This window comes from Conexibacter arvalis (assembly GCF_014199525.1).
GTDB classification, from domain to species: domain Bacteria; phylum Actinomycetota; class Thermoleophilia; order Solirubrobacterales; family Solirubrobacteraceae; genus Conexibacter; species Conexibacter arvalis.
This window is the reverse complement of record NZ_JACHNU010000001.1, coordinates 930,259-953,089: the sequence shown is the minus strand read 5'-3', so window position 1 is coordinate 953,089 and position 22,831 is coordinate 930,259. Positions and strand designations below refer to the sequence as shown.

Below are 22,831 nucleotides of genomic sequence, written 5' to 3'. Positions count from 1 at the left end.
TCTCAGTTGCTTGCAGCGATCGCCGGATGGGCGTGGCGACCGTGAGGGCGATGTTCGCATATCGCCCGAGCAATCGCAATGCGCACAATTGGTCGGGCCGGTTGCCGCTACGATTTGCCAGTCGGCACGGGGTTTCGCTCGCGCCCGTCGCTGATGATGACGCACATTTGTGCGCTCAACGCACCATCTGACACGAGAGGACCGGATGACCGCCTTCCCTGAACGGATCGAGACCGAGCGGCTCGTGGCGACCCGCTGCGACGCCGAGGGCGAGCTCGACGCGTTCGCGCCGCTGTTCGCCGACGAGGCGATCGCGCGCACGATGTGGCCGGCGCACCTCGGCGGTCCGCGCACGCGCGAGCAGACGTACGCCTGGCTTGCCCGCTACGACGCCCACTGGGAGGCCCACGGGTTCGGGCCGTGGACCGTCCGCGAGCGCGACGGCGAGCAGATCGTCGGCCACGTCGGGCTCAGCTACACCGTCGTCGCGGGGCGCGCCGAGGTCGAGGCCGGCTTCATCCTCGCGCCCGACCGCTGGGGTCGCGGCTACGCGGCCGAGGTGACCACGAGCGCGCTCGCGCACGCGCACGCGATCCGCGGGCTCGAGTCGGTCGTCGCCTTCGCGATGCCCGACCTCAACCCGCGGGCGGTCGCGACGATCGAGCGCTGCGGCTTCGCCTACGAGGGCGAGACGACCGTCGTCGAGCTGCCCCACCGCCTCTACCGGATCGCCGTCTCGTGAGCGCGCCGCGCCTGCTCAGCCCGCTGACGCTGCGCGGGCTCACGCTCAGAAACCGCCTCGTCGTCTCGCCGATGTGCCAGTACTCGGCGACCGACGGCCTCCCCGGCGACCATCACCTCGTCAACCTCGGCCGCTTCGCGATGGGCGGCTTCGGCCTCGTGATCGCCGAGTCGACCGCCGTCGTGCCGGAGGGGCGGATCACGCCGGGCGACCTCGGCATCTGGTCCGACGAGCAGATCGAGCCGCTGGCGCGGATCGCGCGGCTGATCAGATCGTACGGCGCCGCCGCGGGGATCCAGCTTGGCCACGCCGGCCCGAAGGCGAGCACGCAGCGGCCGTGGCAGGGCTTCGGCCCGCTGACCGAGGCCGACGCCGCGCGCGGCGAGCCGGCGTGGCCGACGGTCTCCGCGAGCGCGCGCGCCGCCGTCGAGGGGTGGCCGGAGCCGGCCGAGCTGACCCGTGACGGGATCGCCGAGGTGAAGGCCGCGTTCGTCGCCGCCGCCCGGCGGGCGCTGGCGGCCGGCTTCGACGTGATCGAGCTGCACTGCGCCCACGGCTATCTGCTGAACGCCTTCCTCTCCCCGCTCGCAAATCACCGCGACGACGAGTACGGCGGCGACCTCGCCGGCCGCATGCGGCTGCCGCTCGAGATCGTGCGCGAGCTGCGCGCCGTGGTGCCCGACGACAGACCGCTGTTCGCGCGCGTCTCGGCGGTCGACGGCGAGCTGACCGGCACGACCGCCGACGACACGGTCGCGTTCGCGCGCGAGCTCGGGGCGGTCGGCGTCGATGTGGTCGACTGCTCCTCGGGCGGCGTCGGGAAGCGCTACGCCCATCCCGAGCATTACGGCTACCAGGTGCCCTACGCCTCCCGCGTCCGGCGGGAGGCCGGGGTCGCCTCGATGGCGGTCGGACTGGTGGTCGACCCGGCGCACGCCGAGGCGATCGTCGCCGACGGCGAGGCCGACCTCGTCGCGCTCGGCCGCACGGCCCTCGACGACCCCAACTGGCCGCTGCATGCCGAGGCGGCGCTGCGCGCGAGCGGCGCCGGCGCGAACGGCGGTGGCGACGGCGCGACCGCCGAGGCGTGGGCCTCGTGGCCGCCGCAGGCGCGCTGGGCGATGGAGCGGCGCGGCCCGCTGCTGGAGCGGCTCGGCCCCTGGACGCCCTCCTCCTGACAGCCGCGGAATCCGATCAGTGGCGGTCCGTACAGGAATGGCCTGTACAGAACGCCATTGATCGGTTCGGCTCAGGCGTGCGCGGGCTGGTCGACCCGGTCGGTCATCTGGGCGAAGCCCTTCTCCGAGGCGCAATGGGCGCAGCAGAAGAAGTGGCCGTCGGCCTCGGTCCCGTGGCCGATGACGGCGCAGCCGCAGTGCTCGCAGCGCGGCGCGATCGCATGGATCGCGCACTCGAACGAGTCGAAGACGTGATGGGCGCCGGCGACCGTGATCTCGATCGGCTTGTCGTAGTCGTTGCCGCAGACCTCGCAGCGGGCCATGGCGTGCTCCTTTCGCGGGGATCTGCGAGCCGCTACCCGACGCCGTCGCCGGCAAACGGCGGGTGGGGAGCGGCGGCGCGGCGAGCGGCGGGACGAGCGGCGGCTGGGGAGCGGCGGCGCGGCGAGCGACGCGTGACGAGGGCCGCGACGACGCGGGCCGCGCGGTCGCCGCTACGCTTCGGCGCGATGCCGCCCTGGGGCCCCGATCGCCGTCCGGCCGCCGTCGCGGTCGCCTTCGCCGGGCTCGCGACGCCGGCGCCCGACCATCCCGTGACGCCGGCGCTGCCGACGCTGCTGCGCGTGCTGAGCGACCGGCAGCTGTACGCCACCTTCTTCGTCGAGCCCGAGATCGCGACGGCCGAGCCGTTCGCGCTCGAGATGATCGACCTGTCGGCCAACGAGGTCGGCCTGCTCGCCGACACGACCGAGCCGGACGCGCTCGCCGACGGCTTCGCCGCGCTGCGCGACGCCGGCGCCCAACCGGCCGGCGCGCTGCTCACGGCCGGCGCCGGCGAGCCGGGCGGCAGCGCCGACACGCGCCAGGAGCGTGCGGCCGACGCGGGCGCCACCGACGCCGACGCGCCCGGCAGCAGCCACCCGGGCGCCACCGACGCCGCGGCCGATGCGCTGCGAGCGGCGGGGGCTGCCTACGTCGCGCTGCCCGGCGGCGCGCCGGCTGCCCGGCCGACGCGCGGCGACGACGGGCTCGTGCGGATCCCGGTGGCGCGTGATGAGGCCGCCAGCCCGTCGTCGTTCCACCTCGCCTTCCAGGCGGCGGTCGGGCGGACGCTGCCGCTGGGCGGGATGCTCGCGATCGCGCCGCCGGCTCACCGCTTCGAGCGCCGCGACGCGCTCGACGTGCTGGTCGAGAGCCTCGATCTCGTCGCCGGCCTGCGCCGCGCCGAGCGGCTGTGGACGCCGACCTTCGCCGAGCTGGCCTCAGAGGCCGCCGCACAGGCCGGCTGATCGCGCCACGCCGCGCACCAGCCCCGCGGCCGCACGGGCGCAAGTGGGGTTGGGTGACCGGCCGCAACCCGCTCAACCGCACGTCGACGACGGCGATCGGGCGCCTCTGACCTTCCGACCACGCCGGCGTCGTGATCGACCTGCGGCCCTAGCGTGCCCAGCAGGCATGCGTTCGGCCGCGGTTGGAGACAACCAGCAGGAGGGAGCGAGGATGATCGACTTCACGATCGAGACCGAGATCGCGCGACCGCCGGCCGACGTCTTCGCCTACGCGACCGATCCCGCGAAGCTGCCGAGCTGGCAGGCCGGCACCGTCTCCTCCGAGGTCGAGGGCGGCGGACCGGTCGCGCTCGGCGCCCGGCTGCGCGAGGTCCACCGCGCCCCCGGCGGCCGCGAGCTGCGCTCGCTCGTCGTGGTCGCCGCCTTCGACCCGCCGCGGCGCTTCGACCTGCACGTCGTCGAGGGCGCGCTGCCGGTCGACGCCGACCTGCACTTCGCGCCGGTGCGCGACGGCAGCGCGACCCATCTCTCCTTCCACGCCCACGGCCAGCCGACCGGCGCGATGCGCCTGATGGAGCCGCTGCTCGCCCGCAGGCTCCGCCGCCAGTTCGACGCCGACTGCGCGACGTTGAAGCGGGAGCTGGAAGGGGAGCTCGCGGCCGGCGGCTGAGCGGCTCGCGGTCAGTCGATCAGCGCTCCGCAGCTGACGTTGATCGTCGCGGCCGTCATCGTGCGGGCCCAGTCGGAGGCAGCGAAGACGGCGGCGTTGCCGACGTCCTCCAGGGTCGCGGCGCGGCCGAGCATCGTCAGCTCGGTGATCGACCGCTCGATCGCCTCGCGGCCGGCGAAGCTGGCGGGGATCGACTCCGGCACGCCGCCCGTCCGCAGCGTCACGACGCGGACGCCCTGCGGCCCGAGCTCCATCGCCAGCTGGCGGCGCATCGACTCCAGCGCCGTGAACGCGGTCTGCAGCCCACCGAGACTGTAGCCGCGCATCGGGTCGCCGTCGCCGCCGAAGACGAGGATCGTGCCGCCGCCGTCGCTGGCCATGTGGCGCGCCGCGGCGCGCCAGGTGATGAACGAGGTCCGCACCGCGGTCTCGACCGGCCGCAGGTAGTCGTCGACCGCCATCTCGGCCATCGGCGTCCCCTGCACGTCGCCGTGGGCGACGACGTTGAGGGAGACGTCGATGCCGCCGCCGGCCGCGATCTCGTCCGCGTGGGCGTCGACCGCGCGCTCGTCGAGCGCGTCGACCAGCGCCGTCTCGGCCCGCCCGCCGGCGGCGCGGATGTCGGCCGCGACGCGGTCGAGCGGCTCCTGCGTGCGGCCGGCGAGGAAGACGGTCGCGCCTTCGCGCGCGAAGGCGCGCGCGACCGCGCCGCCGATCGAGCCGCCGCCGCCGTAGATCACGGCCCGCTTGCCGTCGAGCATCATCTGGTCGTCTCCTGTCGTCGGGAACGTTCGGGAATCAGACCGCGCGAGCCCGCCGAACTCATCGCCGCCCCGGCGCGGGCGCGCGGCGGGCCGCGGGTAGGAGAGCGGAATGGAGGCATCGGGCGAGCAGCGGTCGCGAGCACGGCAGGAAGGGCCGGCCGAGTCGCGCATCTCGTGGCGGACGCTGACGGTCGCGAGCGTCGCGTCGGTCGCGGCCGCGTTCCTCGTCTCGTCGCTGTGGGCGCCCGGCACCCTGATAGGCGCCGCGGTCACGCCGGTCGTCGTCGCGCTCGTCTCCGAGCTGGTACGCAAGCCGATCGAGGCCGTCCCCTCCCCAAGCGCCGCGCTCGCGCCGCTGCGGCCGAGCGGCAGAGGCGGCCCGCCGGCGTCGGCGCGCGAGCATCCGGTCGCGCCGCCGGTGCCCGAGCCGGCCGAGCCCCTCGATCCGACGCATGAGCGACCTGCGCACGGGCGGCGCTCCGACGCCGAGGCCGGCCGCGAGGTCGTCCACGAGTACCCGCGCAGCGACCACCGCGGCTGGGACCGCAGGCGGATCAGGCTGGCGCTCGTGACCGGCGCGCTGGCGTTCGCGATCGCCGTCGGCTTCTTCGTCGTCGCCGACCTCACGACCGGCAGCGCGATCACCGGGCGCGGCGGCTCCAGCTCGCTCTTCTCCCCGCGCCAGCGCGGTGGCGGCGACGAGAGACCGGCGACGACCTCGACGACGCCGGCCGAGCAGACGACGCCGCAGCAGACCACGACGCCGCCTGCCGATCGCCCGACGACCGAGCAGGAGACGCCGTCGCCGACGACCGAGCAGGAGGCGCCCGCCACGCGCACGGCGCCGTCCGAGACGGCCCCCACGCCCGCGCCGACGACCGCGACGCCGCCGTCGGTCGGCGGCGCGGCGCCGCAGGAGGAGCAGCCGCAGGGGCCGTGAGGGGCCTGGCCGCGGGGGCGGGCGGGCGTCGGCGGCGGGCATGCGCGGGAGGTGGACGGGGCGCGCAGGCGGGCGTCGGCGGCGGGCATGCGCCGGAGGCGCGCAGGCGGGCCGGGTATGCTCGCCGGCATGTGGCGCAGCGGCATCATGGTCGCGCTCGTCGCGGCCGCGCTCGCCGGCTGCGGGAGCAGCGACGACGGCGGGGCGGCGAGCACCGGCGGGAGCTTTCCGGCGACGACGACGACCGCGGCGCCTCCGACCGCCGACCAGCTCGACGGACGCGACTTCGCCGCGCGGCGGATCGACGGCGCTCCGCCGGTCGCCGGGTCCGACGCGAGAATCGCGTTCAGAGACGGCCGGCTCGGGGCCTCGACCGGCTGCAACGGCATCGGCGGCCGCTACGAGATCGCCGACGGCCGCCTGATCGCGGACGAGCTGTTCCAGACGGAGATGGGTTGCGAGCCGGCGTTGATGCGGCAGGAGGAGCGGATGCGCACGCTCCTTGGTTCGCATCCGCGGATCGCGCTCGACGGCAGACGGCTGACGCTGACCGGCGACGACGGCGCCGCGATCGAGCTGGTCGAGCGCGACCGCCCGAGCGACCCGCCGCCGATCGCCGGCACGAGGTGGACGCTGGAGACGATCGCCGAGGGCGGTTCCGACGGGACGGCGTCGAGCGTGCCGGCCGGCGTCGCGGCACCGACGCTGCTGATCGGCGAGGACGGCGCGGTCGAGCTGTTCGCGGGCTGCAACGGCGGCGGCGGCAGCGCGCGGGTGCGCGAAGGCTTCGTCGTCTTCGGCCCGATCGCGCTGACGCGCAAGGCCTGCGACGAGGCCACGAACAGGGTTGAGGCGACGGTCACCGCGATCCTCGACGGCAGAGTCGCGGCGTCCTTCGAGGGCGCGAAGCTCGTGCTCGCGAAGGACGGCCGGCAGCTCGTCTTCACGGCCAGCCGGTAGCACCGGGCCGGCGCGGAGCGAACGCGGGCGCGCGTGCCGCGGAACGGCCGGCGCGGAGCGAACGCGGGGCGCGTGCCGCGGAGCTGCCGGCGCGAAGCGAACGCCGGCGCGCGCGGCGCGGAACGGCCGGCGCGAAGCGAACGCCGGCGCCGCCCCTACCCCTGCTCCCAGACAATCGCGTCGGGTGAGGAGAGGCCGTCGGCGCCCAGCTCGGCGAGCAGCGAGGCGAGCATCTCGCGGCGGATCGCGCCGAACTCGACGACGTGCGCCACGACGCCGCCGTAGGTGAACGCCTGCGGCGGCTCGCAGAGCGCGTCGACGAAGGCGTCGTCCCACGCACCGCGGTCGCGGATCGCGCGGACGTGGCGCGCGAAGGCGCGCGCCGCCGGTCGGAAGCGGGCGCGCAGCGCCGCCGGCTCCAGCGGCACGGCGTCGTCGAGCCGCGGCTGCGGCTCCGGCTCGCCGGCGATCGCCGCGCCCCACACCTCGAGCGTCCGCACGAGCCGCTGCGCCATCAGCGCCGCGCTCGCCTCCTCGCCCTCGAACCAGACCGCGACGAAGCCGGGGCGCAGCGGTCGCGCCAGCTCGGCGGCCGGGAGGGCCGCGGCGGCCCGCAGCAGCTCGTCGACGCGGTCGAGATGGTGGGTGACGAGCCGGTCGGCGAGGTCGCGGCTGCGCCGGGCGCGGCCGGCGGCGCCGCCGGCGGCGCCCGGCGCCGGCAGCAGCAGGCCGGCAGGCGGATGGAAGTGGATGCCGTTCGGCGCCTCCAGCTCGACCGGCCGACCGGAGCCGGGGAAGCCGCGGGGAGCGACGCCGTAGGCGCGCGTGAAGGCGCGCGAGAAGGCCGCCAGCGAGCCGTATCCGGAGCCGGCCGCGGCCTCCGAGACCGATGCGCCGGCGGCGCGCAGCTGCCAGGCGGCGCGCTCCAGCAGCAGGCGGCGGCGCAGCCCGACCGGGGTCTCGCCGGTCGCCGCCGACAGCAGGCGGTCGAGGTGGTCGCGCGAGAAGTGGGCGCGGTCGGCGAGCGCGCGGCCGTCGGTCCCCGGCTCGTCGAGCGAGGCGAGGACGAGATCGATCAGCTCGCGCAGACGGTCGGCCATCGCCGCACATCCTCCCGCCTCGCGCGGCTGGCGCGGCGCCACGGGGCGCGGGCGCGCGGGGCGGGCGTCGCCGCATTTGATCGAATTCGACCTCCTGCTCGACGGCGGCGCCGGCGTCGGCGACGATCGGCCGATGCCCTCATGGTCCGAGTTCGAGGCCGCCGCCCCCGCGCTCGCCGCGCAGGTGCGCGAGCGGCTCGACGCACACACGCACAAGACGATCGCGACGGTGCGCCGCGACGGCGCGCCGCGGATCTCCGGCACCGAGTCGACCTTCGCCGACGGCGAGCTGTGGATCGGCTCGATGTGGCAGGCGCGCAAGGCGAGAGACCTGCGCCGCGACCCGCGCTTCGCGCTCCACAGCGGCTCCGACGAGCCCGACGACTGGAAGGGCGACGCGAAGCTCGCGGGCATCGTCGAGGAGATCACCGACGAGGAGACGGTCCGCCGCCTCAACGGTGCGGCGGCCGCCGACGGCCCTTCCCACCTCTTCCGTCTCGACCTCAGCGAGGTCTCGCTGGTCGGGCTGCGAGCGGACAGGAGAGCGCTCGTGATCCGCATCTGGACGCCCGACGGCGGCGAGCGGGTCGTCGAGCGGGCGTAGCGGCGCGGGCGGCCGGTCGCCGCGGGCGGCGCGGCGGCGCGAGCGGCGGCGCCGGCGCGCCGGGTGCTCGTCCGGCTCAGGCCTCCGCGACCGCGGCGCGGGCGGCCGCCTCCAGCTCCTCGCCGGCGGCCGCCAGCGCCGCCGCCAGCGGGCGGTCGGCGGGGCCGATCGCGCGCACGTCGCGGGCGCCGCGGCGGCGCAGCTCGGCGGCGGCTTCGGCCTCGACGCGGCCGCCGAGCACGACGACCGGGACGCCGGCCCGCGCGCAGCGGGCGACGACGGCGGCGACCGCCTTGCCCTGGAGCGTCGAGGGGTCGACCGAGCCCTCGGCGGCGAGGCAGAGGTCGCAGCCGGCCAGCAGGGCGTCGAAGCGCTTCAGGTCGAGGACGGCGTCGGCGCCGGCGACGGTGCGGGCGCCGAGCGCCTGCAGCGCGGCGCCGAGGCCGCCGGCGGCGCCGGCGCCGGGCGTCGCGGGGTCGATCCCCAGCGCCTCGGCCCAGCGGCCGTGAGCGGTGTCGAGCGCGTCGACCTGAGCGCCGGTCGCGCCCTTCTGCGGGCCGAAGCGGCGGGCGGCGCCGTCGGGACCGGTCAGCGGCGCGGCGACGTCGACCAGCAGCTCGAGCTCGACCTGGGCCAGGCGCGGGTCGACGCCGCTAAGGTCGACCGACGGGTCGGCGAGCAGGCCGGCGCCGTCGTTCGCGCAGCGGCCGCCGAGGGCGCGCAGCATGCCGGCGCCGCCGTCCATCGTCGCGGTCCCGCCGACGGCGACCAGCAGCCGCCGCGCGCCGCGGTCGAGCGCCGCCGCGATCAGCTCGCCGACGCCGCGCGAGGAGGCCCGCTCGACGTCGCGCTCGTGCTCGGCGAGGCCGTGGAGCGGCACCGCCTCGGCCGCCTCGACCAGGAACGTGCCGACGTCGTCGAGCTTGGCGATCCGCCCCTCGCGCGGCCGCCCGAGCGCGTCGTGGACGGCGACCCGATGGAGCGTCGCCCCGTCGCGGAAGGCGTCGAGCGTCCCCTCGCCGCCGTCGGCGATCGGCAGCTCGACCGCCGCCGCCCCCGCCGCCCGCGCGCCGGCCGCCAGCGCCGCCGCCGCCTCGGCCGCGTCGAGCGCGCCGCGCAGCTTGTCAGGGGCGCACAGCACCCGCCCTCGCTCGTTCCCGCCGTTCCGTTCGCTCACGGCGCGGCACCCTAGCGCGGTCGCCGTGCGGCAGGCCCGGCGGTCGCTCCTCACCCGAACGTCAGCCCGTGGCGGACGGTGTTCTCGCAGATCACGACCGGCTCGATGAACTGGAGCAGGTAGTCGGGGCCGCCGGCCTTCGTCCCGGTCCCGGAGAGGCGGTTGCCGCCGAACGGCTGGCGCGCGACCATCGCGCCGGTCGTGCCGCGGTTGACGTAGAGGTTGCCGACCGGCGTGCGGCGGCTGACGAGCTCGATCGTGCGCGGGTCGCGCGAGAAGAGGCCGCCGGTCAGCGCGTACGACTGCTCGTCGACGCGGTCGCACGCCTCCTCCATGCCGCGCACCGGCTCGACCGAGAGGACCGGTCCGAACAGCTCCGCGCGCACGACGGCGCCGTCGGCCGGAGCGCCGGCGACGACCGCCGGCGCGACGAACCAGCCGTCGTCGGGCAGCTCGCCGACGGTGCGGTCGACCCGCGCGCCGGCCGCCGCGGCGTCGCGCAGCGCGCCCTCGACGCGGTCGCGGGCGTCGGCCTCGATCAGCGGACCGAGGTCGCTGGCGAAGTCGTCGGCCGGCCCGACGGAGAGCGTGTCGAGCGCGCCGCGAAGGCGCTCCAGCAGCGGCGCGTGGAGCCGCTCGTGGACGAGCGCGCGCGCCGTCGCCGAGCACTTCTGCCCGGCGTAGCCGAAGGCCGAGGCGAGCAGCGCCGGCACCGCGTCGTCGAGGTCGGCGTCGCGGTCGACGAGCGTGCAGTTCTTGCCGCCCATCTCGGCGACGACGCGCTTCAGGTGGCGCTGGCCCGGCGCGACCCGTGCCGCCCGCTCGACGATCTCCAGCCCGACCGCGCCCGAGCCGGTGAACGCGATCGTGTGGACGCCGGGATGGCGGACGAGCGCGGCGCCGACCTCGCCGGCGCCGGGCAGCAGCGCGAACAGCCCGGCCGGCAGCCCGGCGCGCTCGAGCGCCTGCGCCAGCGCCAGCGCGCAGCCGGGCGACTGCTCGGCCGGCTTCAGCAGCGCCGCGTTGCCGGCCGCCAGCGCGGCGGCGGTCATGCCGGTCGCGATCGCCAGCGGGAAGTTCCACGGCGCGATCACCGCCGCGACGCCGCGGCCGCGGTGGCGCAGCGTGTTGCGCTCCCCCGGCAGCTGCTCCAGCTCGGCGCGCGCCTCCAGCGCGACCGCCTGGCGCCCGTAGAACTCGAGGAAGTCGATCGCCTCGGCGACGTCGGCGTCGGCCTCCGGCCATGGCTTGCCGACCTCGCGCACGCACAGCGCCGCCAGCTCGCGGCGGCGGCCGCGCAGCTCGCCGGCGGCCCGCGCCAGCACCGCCGCCCGCTCGCCTGCCGGCGCGTCGCGCCACGCGCCGACCGCCTGCGCGGCGATCGCGACGGCGGCGTCGACGTCGGCGCCGGTCGCGACGGTCGCGCGCGCGACGACCCGCTCCGGCCGCCCGGGATCGACCGAGTCGAGCACCGGTGCGTGGCGGCGCTCGCCGCCGATCGCGACCGGCACCTCCAGCGGCAGCCGCGCGTCGAGCGCCGCGAGCGCGCCGCGCAGCTCGTCGCGGACGCTCGCGCGGCGCAGCTCCAGCAGCGGCTCGTTGCGGAAGGGGGCGCTCATGGCGTCCGCCGCCCTCCCGTCGCCGGACGGCGGGGCGCTCCGCGCGGCTGTCGGCGCGGCGCGCTCACGGCGCCTCCAGCAGCCGGTCGAGCGCCGCGCCGGTCGCGCGCGTCGCGAGGAACGAGTCGTTGGCGGTGTTCTCCAGCAGCCGCCGGACGAGGTAGGCCATCCCGGCGACGAGGTCGCCGACGGGGCAGTACGCGCGCACGCGCAGCCGCTCCGCCGCGAGCGCCGCGGCCAGCTCGTCGCCGAGGCCGCGCAGCACCTGCAGCTCGAGGTCGGCCGGCGCGAGCCCGGCGCGGCGGGCCGCGACGATCGCGTGCGCGACCGAGCGCAGGTTGTGGGTGGCGACCGCGGTGCGGACCGCGGGGAAGGCGGCGAGCAGGCGCGGGACGATCCGCTCGAAGCAGCGGTCGCTGTCGCCCTTGCGCGACCACACCGGCGGCGTCCAGCCGCGGTGGAGCGCCTCGATCGTCTCCTGGTCCCAGTAGGCGCCCTTCACCAGCCGCACCGTCAGCGACGCCGAGCGGTCGGCGGCGCGCGCCCACGCCAGCACGCGGTCGACCTGCTGCTCGCTGTCGCGCAGGTAGGCCTGCACGACGATCCCGGCCGACGGGCCGTCGCGGAACTCGCGCTCGGAGAGCAGCTCCAGCGCGAGCTCGAGCACCAGCTCGCGGGCGTCGAGCGACTCCATGTCGACGTGGAGGTGGGCGCCGTGGTCGCGGGCGCGGCGCAGCAGGTCGCGCAGCGCGTCCGCGGCGTCGGCGCGGCCGCGCTCGGGAGCGGCCGGCCGCACCAGCGGCGTCAGCGCCGTCACCTTCACCGACAGGCTCGCGCGGGGCAGCGGGCCGGCGGCGTCGGCCTCGAGCAGCGGGGCCGGCGGCCAGCGCGCGGCGGTCGCGGCGAGCGTGTCGAGCGCGTCGGCGCAGCGGGCCGCGTAGGCGCGCCCCTCGGCGGCGGTGACGGTCGCCTCGCCGAGCAGGTCGACCGTGCTCGCGATCCCCGCGCTCCACAGCCGCCCGAGCTCAGGCGCCGCGGCGGCCGGGGTCGCGCCGGCAATGAAGCGGCGCGCCGTCGCCCGCACCGCCAGCCGCGCCGCGACGCCCGCCGGAACGCGGCCGGCGCGCGAGCCGGCGACGCGCGCGCCCGCCGCAGCGAGCACGGGCGCGAGCCGCGAGCCCGCGTCCGATCCCGCCGGCGCTCCCCCGCCGCGCGGGCGCGCGGCCTCCTCCAGGTACGCGGCGAGATGGTCGGCGAGCTCGCCGGGGCCGTCGCAGGCCGGCGCGACGTCGACGACCCGGAAGAGGGCGGCGCGCAGCGCCGGATCGCGGCTCAGCAGCGCCGTCGCGCGGTCGCGCGCGCTGGGGCGCGCCGGGCCGGCGAGCCGCCGTCCCCAGACGGCGATCTCACCGTCGAGCGCGCTCATACGGTGAAGGTAGCGCCGCCCGCCGAGCCGGCCCAGCCCGCGGGCCCGCCCGCCGCGGCTCCGGACCTCTGTCATCCAGCTGTCGCTGAGCAGCAGTTGGATGACACAGGTCCGGTCGCCGGGTAGGACCCGGGGTGTGGATCACCATGACCACGCAGCGCAGTTCCGCGACCGCTTCTGGCTGTCGCTCGCGCTGACCGTCCCGGTCCTGCTCTACAGCCACCACCTGCAGGAGTGGCTCGGCTTCATGCCGCCGATGTTCGACGGCGAGGGGGTCGTCTCGCCGCTGTTCGGGAGCGCGATCTTCCTCTACGGCGGACAGCCGTTCCTCGTCGGCGGGTGGGGCGAGCTGCGCGCCCGCCGGCCGGGGATGATGCTCCTGATCGGGATGGCGATCACGGTCGCCTGGGCCAGCAGCATGGCCGCCAGCCTCGACCTGTTCGACGTCGAGGTGTGGTGGGAGCTGGCGCTGCTGATCGACATCATGCTGCTCGGCCACTGGATGGAGATGCGCGCGATCGGGCAGGCGCAGGGGGCGCTCGCCGCGCTCGCGGCGCTGCTGCCCGACGAGGCCGAGCGGGTCGGCGACGACGGCGCCGTCGAGACGGTCCCGATCGCCGACCTGCGCGTCGGCGACGTCGTGCTCGTCCGCCCCGGCGCCGCGGTCCCGGCCGACGGCACGATCGCCGAGGGCAGCGCCGAGATCGACGAGTCGACGCTGACCGGCGAGTCGCGCCCGGTCGAGCGCGCGGCCGGCGAGCGGGTCGTCGCCTCCGCGACGGTCGCCGGCGGGGCGCTGCGCGTGCGGGTCGACGCCGTCGGCGAGGACACCGCGCTCGCCGGGATCCAGCGGCTGGTCGCCGAGGCGCAGGAGTCGCGCTCCCGCACGCAGGCGCTCGCCGACCGCGCCGCCGCGCTGCTGTTCTGGGTCGCGCTCGCCGCCGCGGCCGCGACGGCGCTCGTCTGGTCGCTGCTCGGCGAGCCGGAGGCGGCGGTCGAGCGCGCCGTCACCGTCCTCATCATCGCCTGCCCGCATGCGCTCGGCCTGGCGATCCCGCTCGTCACCTCGATCGCGACGGCGAAGGCGGCGCGCGCCGGGATCCTCGTCAAGGACCGCCTCTCGCTGGAGCGGATGCGGGTCGTCGGCGAGGTGCTGTTCGACAAGACCGGCACGCTGACCGAGGGCCGCCACGTCGTCGCCGACGTGGCGGCCCTCGACGGCGCGGGCGCGGGCGACGCGGGCATGGACGGCGCGGGTGCGGGCGGCGCGGGCGCTGGCGACTCCGACGCCGCGCTGCTGGCGCTCGCCGCGGCGGTCGAGACCGACAGCGAGCACCCGCTCGCGCGCGCGATCGTCGCGGCGGCGCATGACCGCGGCCTCGACCCGCCGCCGGCGCACGACTTCAGCGCGACCGCCGGCCGCGGCGTCGCGGCGCGGGTCGACGGCGCGGCGGTCGCGGTCGGCGGGCCGGCGCTGCTGCGCGAGCGCGGGCTCTCCCAGCCGGCCGCGCTGCGCGAGGAGATCGTGCGCTGGGAGGAGCGCGGCGCGGCGGTGCTGAGCGTCGTGCGCGACGGTGCCGTCGTCGGAGCGCTGGCGCTCGAGGACCGCGTGCGGCCGGAGTCGCGGCAGGCGGTCGCCGCGCTGCGGCGCGACGGCGTCGCGGTCGCGATGATCACCGGCGACGCGCGCGCGGTCGCCGAGGCGGTCGCGCGCGACCTCGGGATCGACCACGTCTTCGCCGAGGTGCTGCCGGAGGACAAGGACGGCGCCGTCGAGCGGCTGCAGGCCGGCGGCCAGGCGGTCGCGATGGTCGGCGACGGCGTCAACGACGCGCCGGCGCTGGCGCGCGCCGACGTCGGGATCGCGATCGGCGCCGGCACCGACGTCGCGATCGAGTCGGCCGGGATCGTGCTCGCCTCCGACGACCCGCGCGCGGTCGCCGCCGTGCGCCGTCTGTCGGCGGCGACCTACCGCAAGATGATCCAGAACCTCTGGTGGGCGGCCGGCTACAACCTCGTCGCGATCCCGCTCGCCGCCGGCGTGCTGGCGTGGGCGGGGTTCGTGCTCCCGATGGCGGTCGGCGCGGTGCTGATGAGCGTCTCGACGATCGTCGTCGCGCTCAACGCGCAGCTGCTGCGCTCGCTCGACCTCTCGCCGGAGGCGGTCGGCGGAGACCGCGCGGTCGCGGCGTGCGCGGGGAGCGGCCGGGGATGAGCCGCTTCCAGCGCGTCGGCGACCCGCACGAGCAGCGGTCGACGACGCTGGAGCTGTTCTACGACCTCGTCTTCGTCTTCGCCGTCACGCAGGTCTCGCACCTGCTGCTGAGAGACCTCGACTGGACCGGCCTCGGGCAGTCGGCGCTGGTGCTGCTCGTCGTCTGGTGGTCGTGGAACTACACGACGTGGGTGACGAACGAGCTCGATCCCGAGTCGGGGGTCGTGCGGCTGCTGATGATCGCGCTGATGCTGGCGTCGCTGCTGATGGCGGTCGCGATCCCGGAGGCGTTCGGCGACCGCGCGCTGCTGTTCGCCGGCTCCTACGTCGCGATCCAGGTCGGCCGCCATCTCTTCCTCACGTTCGCCGCCGCCGGCCGCGGCACGCCCGAGCGGATGCGCGCGAGCCGGATCCTGATCTGGTTCTGCGCCGCGGGGGTCTTCTGGATCGCCGGCGCGCTGGCCGACGGGTCGACGCGGACGGCTTTGTGGCTGGTCGCGCTCGCGATCGACTACGGCGCCCCGCGCGTCACGTATCTGGTGCCGGGGATGAGACGGGTGACGCCGGAGGCGTGGAACGTCAGCGTCACCCACTTCGCCGAGCGCTTCCAGCTGTTCGTGATCATCGCGCTCGGCGAGACGATCGTGCTGACCGGCGCGACGACCTCCGACCTGGAGCTGACGACGAGCCGCGTGCTCGCCTTCGCGGTCGCCTTCCTGACGACGGCGGCGCTGTGGTGGCTGTACTTCGACTACGTCGCGCGGATCGCCGAGCGGCGGCTGGAGCTTGCGCCGAACCGGACGCAGCTGGCGCGCGACGGCTACACCTACCTGCACGTCGTGCTCGTCGCGGGCGTGATCGTCTCTGCGGTCGGCGACGAGCTGACGATCGCCCACCCGACCGAGGCGCTGCCGGACGCCGAGGTCGCCGTCGTCGCCGGCGGCCCGGCGATCTACCTGCTCGGCCACGTCCTCTTCCGCCTGCGGATGGCCGGCTCGCTCAGCCGGAAGCGGCTCGGCGGCGCGCTCGCCTGCCTGCTCGCCGGCCTGCTCGGCCGCGACCTCGACGGGCTCGCGCTGGCCGCGCTCGTGCTCGCGATCGTCGTGGCCGTGATCGTCGCCGAGCAGGTCACCGGACGGCGCCGCCGCGCGCGCGGAGAGCCAAGCCCGCTGGAGCGGCTCGACCTCGGCGCCGCGTGAGCGGCGCCGATCCGCTCAGCCGCTCACAGCGCCCGCGCCGCCTGCGACCACAGCTCGTCGAAGGTCGGGAACTGCGGCACGAAGTCGCGCAGCACCGCGACCGGCAGCTCGGCCTTGACGGCGAGCGCCGCGGTGTGGATCCACTCGCCGGCGTGCGGGCCGACCGCCCACGCGCCGACGACGACGCCGCGGTCGCGGTCGACGCGCAGGCCGACGCCGCCGGCGAGGTCGGTGCCATAGATCTCGGCGCGGTCGGCGTCGCGCAGCGGCAGGTGGGCCGACTCGGTCGCGATCCCCGCCTCCTCCGCCCGCGCGGCCGTCAGCCCGACGGCGGCGACCTCGGGAGAGCCGAAGACGACACGCGGGATCGCGCGGTAGTCGGCCCGTGCGTCGCCGCCGAGCAGGTTGGCGACGGCGACGCGGCCCTGGTAGCTGGCGACGTGGGTGAACGGCGCGACGCCCGTCACGTCGCCGACCGCCCAGATCCCCTCCGCGGCGCGGCAGCGCTCGTCGACGGCGATCGCGCCACGCTCGTCGAGCGTGACGCCGGCGCCCTCGAGCCCCTCGACGCGCGGGGCGCGGCCGGTCGCGACGACAAGCCGCTCGGAGTGGTGGAGGCCGCCGTCGTCGGTCCGCACCTGCGCGCCGGCGTCGTCGTGGGTGACGGCGGCGACGGCGGCGCGCGTGCGGACCTCGACGCCATGCGCTCTCAGCAGGTCGAAGACGTGCTCGGAGACCTCCGGGTCCTCGCGCCGGAGCAGCCGCGGCGAGCGGCCCATCAACGTCACCGTGCTGCCGAGCTCGGCGAGGTACTGCGCGCATTCGATCCCGACCGGCCCGGCGCCGACGACGATCGCCGAGCCGGGCACCTCGCGCAGCGTCGTCACCTCGCGGCTGGTCCAGACGCGCCCGCGCTGGAGCCCGTGCAGCTCCGGCACGACCGCGCGCGAGCCGCTGGCGATCACGATCTCGCGGCAGCGCAGCTCGCGCTCGCCGACGACAACCAGGCCGGGCTCCGCGACGCGCGCCTCGCCGCGCACGAGCACGACGCCTCTCGCCTCGAGCGCCTGCGCCTTGCTCGCGTCGTCGAGTCCGGAGACCATGTAGTCGCGGTAGTCGCGCACGGCGTCCCAGTCGAGCGACGGCTCGCCGACGCCGGGCGCGCGGCGGGCCTCGCTGCGCAGGTCGCCGGGCCGCAGCAGCGTCTTGGAGGGGATGCACGCCCAGTACGGGCACTCGCCGCCGACCAGCTCGGCCTCGACGACCGCCACCCTCCAGCCGGCCCCGGCGAGCACCGGCGCGACCGCCCGGCCGCCCGGCCCCGCCCCGATCACCACGCAGTCGAATCGCTCCATGCGGGCGAGCGTACCCGCGCCCGCAGCGGCGTCACGCGGCGCACTGTGCAGGTCTGCTGGTCGCTGAGACCCACAGACCTGCGCTCATATCCGTGTGGGCCAGACGTGGCTGGTCAGCGCGGCCGCTGGTGCATGTCGATCTCGTAGCGGTCGCCGCGGTAGAGCGACCGGGCCGACTCGATCACGCGGCCGCTGACGCGGCGGGTGACGCGGCGGAAGAGGAAGGCCGGCGCCCCGGGCGCGGTCTCCAGCAGCCGCGCCTCCTCCTCCGTCAGCGCGACGGCGCTGGCGCGCTGGGTCGCCTCGCCGAAGGCGACGCCGTATCTGCGGCGCAGCAGACGGTAGAGCGAGCGGTCGTCGAGCGCGGCGCGCTCCAGCAGCGGGAAGTCGTCGGCCGGCAGGTGGGCCCATTCGACCGCGAGCGGGACGCCGTCGGCGGTACGCACGCGGTGGATCAGCACGACCGGCACGCCCGGCGGCCGCTCGAGCGCGGCGGCGACGGCGTCCGGCGCCTTCACGACCTCCTGCGCGAGCACGGTGCCGCCCGGGGTCATGCCGCGCGCGAGGATGTCCTCGCTGAAGGAGGAGAGCGCGTCGGACTGGACGATCGGCCGCTCCGCGACGAAGGTCCCCTGGCGCTCGACGCGGTAGGCGAGACCGTCGGCGCAGAGACGGTCGAGCTCACGCCGGACGGTCATCCGCGCGACGCCGAAGCGCTCGGCCAGCATCCGCTCCGACGGCAGCAGCGCGCCGGCGCCGAGGCCCGCCATCAGCTGCTCCAGCGCCGCGCGCAGCTGGGCGCCCTTCGGCGCCGAGCGGTCGAGCGGGGCGAGCTCCTCGACGGACGGCGGAGACGGCGGTCGGCTGCGGGCGCGCTTCATGCGTGGTGTATACCAGCAGCCGCGTCGGATCGGCGAACCCCCGCGAGCGGCCGTGTCACCGCGCGCACTCGACCGTTTGACTGGTCTAGTCCAGCGAGCTACGTTCGCGGCAGCGTCGCCCCTCGACGCGCGGGGCGGCCGGCTTGCAACGACCGGATGGGAGCGTGGGGTATGTCGATCATCCGCACGAGCGCCGCGCTGGCGCTCGCCGCCGCGCTGGCGGTGGGCGCCGGCGCATGCGGCGGCGACGACGACGGCGGCGCGACGACGGGCGCGAGCGGCGGTGGCGGTGGCGGCGGCGAGGCGCCGAAGGTCGCGCTGCTGCTGCCGGAGAGCAAGACGACGCGCTACGAGAACCAGGACCGGCCGCGCTTCACCGAGAAGGTCAGAGAGCTCTGCCCCGACTGCGAGGTGCTCTACGCCAACGCCGAGCAGGACCCGGCCAAGCAGCAGCAGCAGGCCGAGCAGGCGATCACCAACGGCGCGAACGTGCTCGTCGTCGACGCCGTCGACGTCAAGTCGGCCGCCGCGATCGCCAACGCCGCCAGAGCGCAGGACGTGCCGGTCGTCAGCTACGCGCGCCTGATCGCCGACGCCGACCTCGACGCGTATGTCTCGATCGACCCCTTCGAAGTCGGCCAGCAGCAGGGCGAGGCGCTGCTGAGAGCGCTGCCCGACGGCGGCGACGGCGCCCGGATCGTGATGATCAACGGCTCGCCGACCGACTCCAACTCGGCGCCGTACAAGGAGGGCGCCCACGACGTGCTCGACCGCGCCGGCGTCGAGGTCGTGAAGGAGTACGACACCCCGGACTGGAGCCCGGACAGAGCGCAGACGGAGATGGAGCAGGCGATCGCGAGTGAGGGCAGAGACGGCTTCGACGGCGTCTACTCCGCCAACGACGGCATGGCCGGCGGCGTGATCGCGGCGATGAGAGCGAACGGGATCGACCCGGCGCGCGTGCCGGTGACCGGTCAGGATGCCGAGGTCGCGGCGCTCCAGCGGATCCTCGCCGGCGACCAGCTGATGACCGTCTACCAGCCGATCAACGAGATCGCCTCGACCGCGGCCGAGCTGGCCGTCCCGCTGGCGAGAGGCGAGGAGCTGCCGCCGATCACGACGACCGAGGTCGACAACGGCGGCTCCAGAAGAGTCCCGGCGGTCCTGCTCGACACGATCGTGATCACGAGAGGCAACATCCAGGAGACGATCGTCAGAGACGGGTTCGCGACGGCGGAGCAGATCTGCACCGACGCCTACAGAGAGGCATGCGCTGCGGCCGGGATCAGATGAGCCGATGGGCGACCTGATCCTGCGCGGCGGGCGCGTCGTCACGCCCGGCGGCGTCCGCGCCGCCGACGTCGTCGTGCGCGCCGGGCGGATCGCGGCGGTGGCGGAGGTCGACGGCGCGGGCGGCGGGGCCGCGGAGGTCGTCGACCTCGCCGACCGCTGGCTGCTGCCCGGCTTCGTCGACCTCCACGTCCACGGCGGCGGCGGGGCGCAGTTCAACACGACCGATCCCGACGAGGTGCGCGCGGCGGCGCGCTTCCACGCCGCGCACGGGACGACCGCGCTGCTGGCGAGCACGGTCGCCGCGCCGGTCGACGAGCTGGTCGGCGCGCTGGAGGCGATCGAGGTCGCGCACGCCGCGCCGCTCGACGGGGTCGCGGAGGTGCTCGGCGCCCACCTCGAAGGGCCGTTCCTGAGCGCGCGCTGGCCGGGCGCGATGGACGGCGCCGCATTCCTCGACCCCGACGCCGCGGCGCTCGACGCGCTGCTGGCGGCCGGGCCCGTCCGCTCGATGACGATCGCGCCGGAGCTGCCGGGCGCGCTCGCGCTGATCGCGCGGCTGCGCGACGCCGGCGCGCTCGTCGCGCTCGGCCACAGCGACGCCAGCTACGCCGAGGTCGAGCGGGCGGTCGCGGCCGGCGCGCGCGCCGTCACGCACGCCTTCAACGCGATGCGCCCGCTCCACCATCGCGACCCCGGCCTGCTCGCGGCCGCGCTCGACCTCCCCGCGCTCGCCTGCGAGGTGATCGCCGACGGCGTCCACGTCGACCCCGTGATGGTGCGGCTGCTGCAGCGGTTGAAGGGCGCGGAGCGGACGCTGCTGGTGACCGACGCGATCGAGGCGACCGGGCTTCCCGACGGCGACTACCGTCTCGGCGGGCGGGCGATCGCGGTCGCCGGCGGCCGCGCGACCCTGGCGGGCGCGGAGACGATCGCCGGGGCGGCGCTGACGATGGAGGGCGCGCTGCGCAACGCGGTCGCGTTCTGCGGCGTGCCGGTCGAGCAGGCCGCGCGCATGGCCGCGACGACCCCGGCGCAGCTGCTCGGGATCGCCGACCGCAAGGGCTCGATCGCGCCCGGCCGCGACGCCGACCTCGTGGTGCTCGGCGACGACCTCGCGCTCGCGGGCGTCCTGGCGCGCGGCGTCTGGGCGCGGCCGCTCGCATAGCTCGGCGACGAGCTCGCGCTCGGGGGCGGATGGCGCGCCGCGGGCGTGCGCACTGCGCGACTTCCGCTAAGGTGCCGCGCGAGCCAGTCGCACCCACCCGTGGGTCAGGGAATCCGGTGAGAAGCCGGAGCTGACGCGCAGCGGTATGGGGGACGGGCGGAGCATCGGCCACTGGCCCCGCGAGGGGACCGGGAAGGCGCTCCGGCCGGACGATCCCGAGCCCGAAGACCTGCTGGCTTGCGGCCCGCCGGCGCATCCCCTGCGCCGTCGTGCCGGATCGTCCAACGGGCTCCGCGATCGGGTCCCAGATCGAAAGGCACCGCGTGTCCAAGCGCGCTCGCACCGTCCCCCTCCTGTCCCTCGCCGCCGCGCTCGCGGCGATCCCGCTCGCCGGCTGCGGATCCTCGGACGCGCCCTCCGCGACCGCCGCCGGCACGACCACCGCCGGCGCAAAGGCCGCGGCGACCGCCGCCGCGCCATCCGACGCCGGCTTCCCGGTGCGGCTGGAGAACTGCGGCCGCGAGGTGGTCGTCGAGGCGCCGCCGGAGCGGGCGATCTCGATCAACCAGCCGGCGACCGAGCTGCTGCTGACGCTCGGACTCGCCGACCGGCTCGCCGGCAGCGCGTCGTGGAACGACCCGGTGCTGCCGAGCCTGGCGGAGGAGAACGCGAAGGTGCCGGTGATCAGCCGGGACTTCCCCTCCTTCGAGCGGGTGTTGAAGGACGATCCCGACTTCGTCTACGCGACCTTCGACTGGTCGTTCACCGACGAGGGCGTCGCCCCGCGCGACCGCTTCGAGCGCCTCGGCGTGCCGACCTACCAGTCGGCGTCGGAGTGCGGCGGGCAGGAGGCGACGCAGGAGGACGAGCTGACGCTCGACGACCTCTACGCCGAGATCGGCGACCTCGCGCGGATCTTCGGCGTGGCCGAGCGCGGCGAGCGGCTGGTTGAGTCGCTGAGAGCGCGCCAGGCGAGAGCGGCCGACGGCCTCGACGCCGAGGGGGTCTCGCTGATGTGGTGGTACTCGGCGACGAAGGCGCCGTACATCGCCGGCTGCTGCGGCGCGCCCGGGATCGTCACGCGCGCGCTCGGCGCCGACAACGCCTTCGCCGACAACAGACAGCTGTGGCCGGAGATCTCGTGGGAGGCGATCCTCGACCGCGATCCCGACGTGCTCGTGCTCGCCGACCTGACGCGCGGCGACGAGGGCGACAGCGCCGAGGCGAAGATCAGGTTCCTCGAGCGCGACCCGGTCGCGAAGCGGCTGACGGCGGTGCGCGAGAGACGGTACGTCGTGCTCGCCGGCTCCGACATGGATCCGTCGCTGCGCAACGTCGACGCGATCGAGACGGTCGCCGCCGGGCTGCGCAGACTGGGGGTGGCGGGCAGATGACCGCGCTCGACCCGGCCGCCGCACCGCCGGCCGCCGCACCGCCCGCCGCCGCACCGCCCGCCGCCGCACCGCACGCCACCGCCGACCTCTCCACCCCCGCCGGCCTGCTCGCCGCTTGGGACGAGCAGCAGGCGGCGTACATCGCCGATCGCGAGGGGCGCTTCCGGATCGTCGTCGAGCTGCTGGAGCTGGCCTGCGGACCGGCGCCGCTGGTCGTCGACCTCGCCTGCGGGCCGGGCTCGCTGAGCGCCCGCGTGCTCGACGCGCTGCCAGGCGCGCGGGTGCTCGGCGTCGACCACGACCCGCTGCTGCTCGACCTCGCCTCGCGCGCGTTCGACCCGCTCCACGGCGACCGCCTGACGCTGCTCGACGCCGACCTCGCCGCAGAGGGATGGCCGGCGCTCGTGCGCGACGCGCTCGGCGGCGAGACCCCCGACGCCTTCGTCTCGACGACGGCGCTCCACTGGCTCGCGCCCGACCAGCTCGTGCGCGTCTACGCCGAGGCGGCGACGCTGCTGCGCGACGGCGGCGTGCTGCTGAACGGCGACCACTTCCGCTTCGACAGCCGCTCGCCGGCGCTGCGGCGGTTCGCCGCGATCCACGACGAGGCGACGCAGCGGCGCGCGCACGCCGCCGGCGCGCCGACGTGGGATGCGTGGTGGGCGGCGGCGCGGGCACGGCCGGGCGCGGAGCTGCTGGCGGCCGAGCGCGACCGCCGCTTCGACGGCCGCCCGTCGCCGCCGCCGACCGCCGTCGACTTCCACGTCGCGGCGCTGGCACAGGCCGGCTTCGCCGAGGCGGGCACGGCGTGGCAGCTGCTCGACGACTACGTCGTGCTCGGCGTGAAGTGAGCGCGACGG

21 protein-coding genes and 1 riboswitch are annotated in these 22,831 nt (G+C 76.4%); of the genes, 13 read left to right on the top strand and 8 right to left on the bottom strand.

The window, feature by feature from the left end; translation table 11 throughout:
• The first annotated feature begins 205 nt into the window (after positions 1–205).
• Positions 206–742: a GNAT family N-acetyltransferase gene (locus BDZ31_RS04510; protein WP_183339403.1), complete on the top strand. Its 537-nt coding sequence runs from the start codon at positions 206–208 to the stop codon at positions 740–742.
• Positions 739–1,920: an oxidoreductase gene (locus tag BDZ31_RS04505; RefSeq protein WP_183339401.1), complete on the top strand. Its 1,182-nt coding sequence runs from the start codon at positions 739–741 to the stop codon at positions 1,918–1,920. Before BDZ31_RS04510 ends, BDZ31_RS04505 begins: the two co-directional genes overlap by 4 nt.
• A gap of 71 nt (positions 1,921–1,991) precedes the next feature.
• Here the strand turns inward: BDZ31_RS04505 and BDZ31_RS04500 are convergent, their stop codons facing one another.
• A complete protein-coding gene (locus BDZ31_RS04500) occupies positions 1,992–2,243 on the bottom strand; it encodes a hypothetical protein (protein WP_183339399.1) in 252 nt (83 codons plus the stop codon).
• A gap of 186 nt (positions 2,244–2,429) precedes the next feature.
• Here BDZ31_RS04500 and BDZ31_RS04495 point away from each other — a divergent pair, with 186 nt between their 5' ends.
• Both BDZ31_RS04495 and BDZ31_RS04490 read left to right on the top strand, forming a co-directional pair.
• Entirely contained in the window at positions 2,430–3,209 is a 780-nt protein-coding gene (locus BDZ31_RS04495) for a polysaccharide deacetylase family protein (protein ID WP_183339397.1), read from the top strand.
• Positions 3,210–3,420: 211 nt separating this feature from the next.
• Positions 3,421–3,879 carry an SRPBCC family protein gene (locus tag BDZ31_RS04490; RefSeq protein ID WP_183339395.1) on the top strand — a complete coding sequence of 153 codons (459 nt, stop codon included), beginning with the start codon at positions 3,421–3,423 and terminating at the stop codon, positions 3,877–3,879.
• Positions 3,880–3,890: 11 nt separating this feature from the next.
• On the opposite strand, the gene BDZ31_RS04485 is transcribed toward BDZ31_RS04490, so the two are convergent.
• On the bottom strand, positions 3,891–4,643 hold the full coding sequence (locus BDZ31_RS04485) for an SDR family NAD(P)-dependent oxidoreductase (RefSeq protein ID WP_183339393.1): 753 nt from the start codon (positions 4,641–4,643) through the stop codon (positions 3,891–3,893).
• Positions 4,644–4,752: 109 nt separating this feature from the next.
• Here BDZ31_RS04485 and BDZ31_RS04480 point away from each other — a divergent pair, with 109 nt between their 5' ends.
• Entirely contained in the window at positions 4,753–5,583 is an 831-nt protein-coding gene (locus BDZ31_RS04480) for a hypothetical protein (protein WP_183339391.1), read from the top strand.
• A 129-nt stretch (positions 5,584–5,712) separates the two neighbouring features.
• Entirely contained in the window at positions 5,713–6,543 is an 831-nt protein-coding gene (locus tag BDZ31_RS04475) for an META domain-containing protein (RefSeq protein WP_183339389.1), read from the top strand.
• Between the two features lie 155 nt (positions 6,544–6,698).
• Here BDZ31_RS04475 and BDZ31_RS04470 read toward each other — a convergent pair whose 3' ends face one another.
• A complete protein-coding gene (locus BDZ31_RS04470) occupies positions 6,699–7,643 on the bottom strand; it encodes a helix-turn-helix transcriptional regulator (RefSeq protein ID WP_183339387.1) in 945 nt (314 codons plus the stop codon).
• Between the two features lie 133 nt (positions 7,644–7,776).
• Between BDZ31_RS04470 and BDZ31_RS04465 the strand changes: the two genes are divergently transcribed.
• Entirely contained in the window at positions 7,777–8,247 is a 471-nt protein-coding gene (locus BDZ31_RS04465) for a pyridoxamine 5'-phosphate oxidase family protein (protein ID WP_183339385.1), read from the top strand.
• 76 nt (positions 8,248–8,323) lie between these two features.
• On the opposite strand, the gene BDZ31_RS04460 is transcribed toward BDZ31_RS04465, so the two are convergent.
• The 3 genes from BDZ31_RS04460 to BDZ31_RS04450 all read right to left on the bottom strand — a co-directional run bounded on the left by BDZ31_RS04460 (position 8,324) and on the right by BDZ31_RS04450 (position 12,469).
• Entirely contained in the window at positions 8,324–9,424 is a 1,101-nt protein-coding gene (locus tag BDZ31_RS04460) for a glycerate kinase (RefSeq protein WP_183339383.1), read from the bottom strand.
• 50 nt (positions 9,425–9,474) lie between these two features.
• Positions 9,475–11,043, bottom strand: coding sequence for an aldehyde dehydrogenase family protein (locus BDZ31_RS04455; protein WP_183339381.1), 1,569 nt, complete (start codon positions 11,041–11,043; stop codon positions 9,475–9,477).
• A 64-nt stretch (positions 11,044–11,107) separates the two neighbouring features.
• The gene (locus tag BDZ31_RS04450; protein WP_183339379.1) at positions 11,108–12,469 is read right to left on the bottom strand and encodes a proline dehydrogenase family protein; all 1,362 of its coding nucleotides are present in this window, start codon (positions 12,467–12,469) and stop codon (positions 11,108–11,110) included.
• Positions 12,470–12,569: 100 nt separating this feature from the next.
• Here BDZ31_RS04450 and BDZ31_RS04445 point away from each other — a divergent pair, with 100 nt between their 5' ends.
• Both BDZ31_RS04445 and BDZ31_RS04440 read left to right on the top strand, forming a co-directional pair.
• The gene (locus BDZ31_RS04445; protein ID WP_183339377.1) at positions 12,570–14,684 is read left to right on the top strand and encodes a heavy metal translocating P-type ATPase; all 2,115 of its coding nucleotides are present in this window, start codon (positions 12,570–12,572) and stop codon (positions 14,682–14,684) included.
• Positions 14,681–15,883: a low temperature requirement protein A gene (locus tag BDZ31_RS04440; protein WP_183339375.1), complete on the top strand. Its 1,203-nt coding sequence runs from the start codon at positions 14,681–14,683 to the stop codon at positions 15,881–15,883. Before BDZ31_RS04445 ends, BDZ31_RS04440 begins: the two co-directional genes overlap by 4 nt.
• A gap of 23 nt (positions 15,884–15,906) precedes the next feature.
• Here the strand turns inward: BDZ31_RS04440 and BDZ31_RS04435 are convergent, their stop codons facing one another.
• Both BDZ31_RS04435 and BDZ31_RS04430 read right to left on the bottom strand, forming a co-directional pair.
• Positions 15,907–17,238 (bottom strand): dihydrolipoyl dehydrogenase family protein, encoded by a 1,332-nt coding sequence (locus BDZ31_RS04435; RefSeq protein WP_183339373.1) that lies wholly within the window; start codon positions 17,236–17,238, stop codon positions 15,907–15,909.
• Positions 17,239–17,351: 113 nt separating this feature from the next.
• Positions 17,352–18,119 (bottom strand): GntR family transcriptional regulator, encoded by a 768-nt coding sequence (locus BDZ31_RS04430; protein ID WP_183339371.1) that lies wholly within the window; start codon positions 18,117–18,119, stop codon positions 17,352–17,354.
• A gap of 171 nt (positions 18,120–18,290) precedes the next feature.
• Here BDZ31_RS04430 and BDZ31_RS04425 point away from each other — a divergent pair, with 171 nt between their 5' ends.
• The 4 genes from BDZ31_RS04425 to BDZ31_RS04410 all read left to right on the top strand — a co-directional run bounded on the left by BDZ31_RS04425 (position 18,291) and on the right by BDZ31_RS04410 (position 22,822).
• On the top strand, positions 18,291–19,412 hold the full coding sequence (locus BDZ31_RS04425; protein WP_183339369.1) for an ABC transporter substrate-binding protein: 1,122 nt from the start codon (positions 18,291–18,293) through the stop codon (positions 19,410–19,412).
• 4 nt (positions 19,413–19,416) lie between these two features.
• Positions 19,417–20,577, top strand: coding sequence for an N-acetylglucosamine-6-phosphate deacetylase (gene nagA, locus BDZ31_RS04420; protein ID WP_183339367.1), 1,161 nt, complete (start codon positions 19,417–19,419; stop codon positions 20,575–20,577).
• A 67-nt stretch (positions 20,578–20,644) separates the two neighbouring features.
• Positions 20,645–20,828: riboswitch (cobalamin riboswitch) on the top strand.
• Between the two features lie 72 nt (positions 20,829–20,900).
• Positions 20,901–21,971, top strand: a complete 1,071-nt coding sequence (locus BDZ31_RS04415; RefSeq protein ID WP_343075518.1) for an ABC transporter substrate-binding protein — start codon at positions 20,901–20,903, stop codon at positions 21,969–21,971.
• Positions 21,968–22,822, top strand: coding sequence for a class I SAM-dependent methyltransferase (locus BDZ31_RS04410; protein ID WP_183339365.1), 855 nt, complete (start codon positions 21,968–21,970; stop codon positions 22,820–22,822). Before BDZ31_RS04415 ends, BDZ31_RS04410 begins: the two co-directional genes overlap by 4 nt.
• Positions 22,823–22,831: the final 9 nt, after the last annotated feature.

Coding starts and splice junctions, on each gene's coding strand:
- BDZ31_RS04510 (WP_183339403.1), top strand. CDS start 206: ATGACCGCCTTCCCTGAACGGATCGAGACCGAGCGGCTCGTGGCGACC.
- BDZ31_RS04500 (WP_183339399.1), bottom strand. CDS start 2,243: ATGGCCCGCTGCGAGGTCTGCGGCAACGACTACGACAAGCCGATCGAG.
- BDZ31_RS04495 (WP_183339397.1), top strand. CDS start 2,430: ATGCCGCCCTGGGGCCCCGATCGCCGTCCGGCCGCCGTCGCGGTCGCC.
- BDZ31_RS04490 (WP_183339395.1), top strand. CDS start 3,421: ATGATCGACTTCACGATCGAGACCGAGATCGCGCGACCGCCGGCCGAC.
- BDZ31_RS04485 (WP_183339393.1), bottom strand. CDS start 4,643: ATGATGCTCGACGGCAAGCGGGCCGTGATCTACGGCGGCGGCGGCTCG.
- BDZ31_RS04480 (WP_183339391.1), top strand. CDS start 4,753: ATGGAGGCATCGGGCGAGCAGCGGTCGCGAGCACGGCAGGAAGGGCCG.
- BDZ31_RS04475 (WP_183339389.1), top strand. CDS start 5,713: ATGTGGCGCAGCGGCATCATGGTCGCGCTCGTCGCGGCCGCGCTCGCC.
- BDZ31_RS04470 (WP_183339387.1), bottom strand. CDS start 7,643: ATGGCCGACCGTCTGCGCGAGCTGATCGATCTCGTCCTCGCCTCGCTC.
- BDZ31_RS04465 (WP_183339385.1), top strand. CDS start 7,777: ATGCCCTCATGGTCCGAGTTCGAGGCCGCCGCCCCCGCGCTCGCCGCG.
- BDZ31_RS04455 (WP_183339381.1), bottom strand. CDS start 11,043: ATGAGCGCCCCCTTCCGCAACGAGCCGCTGCTGGAGCTGCGCCGCGCG.
- BDZ31_RS04450 (WP_183339379.1), bottom strand. CDS start 12,469: ATGAGCGCGCTCGACGGTGAGATCGCCGTCTGGGGACGGCGGCTCGCC.
- BDZ31_RS04445 (WP_183339377.1), top strand. CDS start 12,570: ATGACACAGGTCCGGTCGCCGGGTAGGACCCGGGGTGTGGATCACCAT.
- BDZ31_RS04440 (WP_183339375.1), top strand. CDS start 14,681: ATGAGCCGCTTCCAGCGCGTCGGCGACCCGCACGAGCAGCGGTCGACG.
- BDZ31_RS04435 (WP_183339373.1), bottom strand. CDS start 17,238: ATGGAGCGATTCGACTGCGTGGTGATCGGGGCGGGGCCGGGCGGCCGG.
- BDZ31_RS04430 (WP_183339371.1), bottom strand. CDS start 18,119: ATGAAGCGCGCCCGCAGCCGACCGCCGTCTCCGCCGTCCGTCGAGGAG.
- BDZ31_RS04425 (WP_183339369.1), top strand. CDS start 18,291: ATGTCGATCATCCGCACGAGCGCCGCGCTGGCGCTCGCCGCCGCGCTG.
- nagA (WP_183339367.1), top strand. CDS start 19,417: ATGGGCGACCTGATCCTGCGCGGCGGGCGCGTCGTCACGCCCGGCGGC.
- BDZ31_RS04410 (WP_183339365.1), top strand. CDS start 21,968: ATGACCGCGCTCGACCCGGCCGCCGCACCGCCGGCCGCCGCACCGCCC.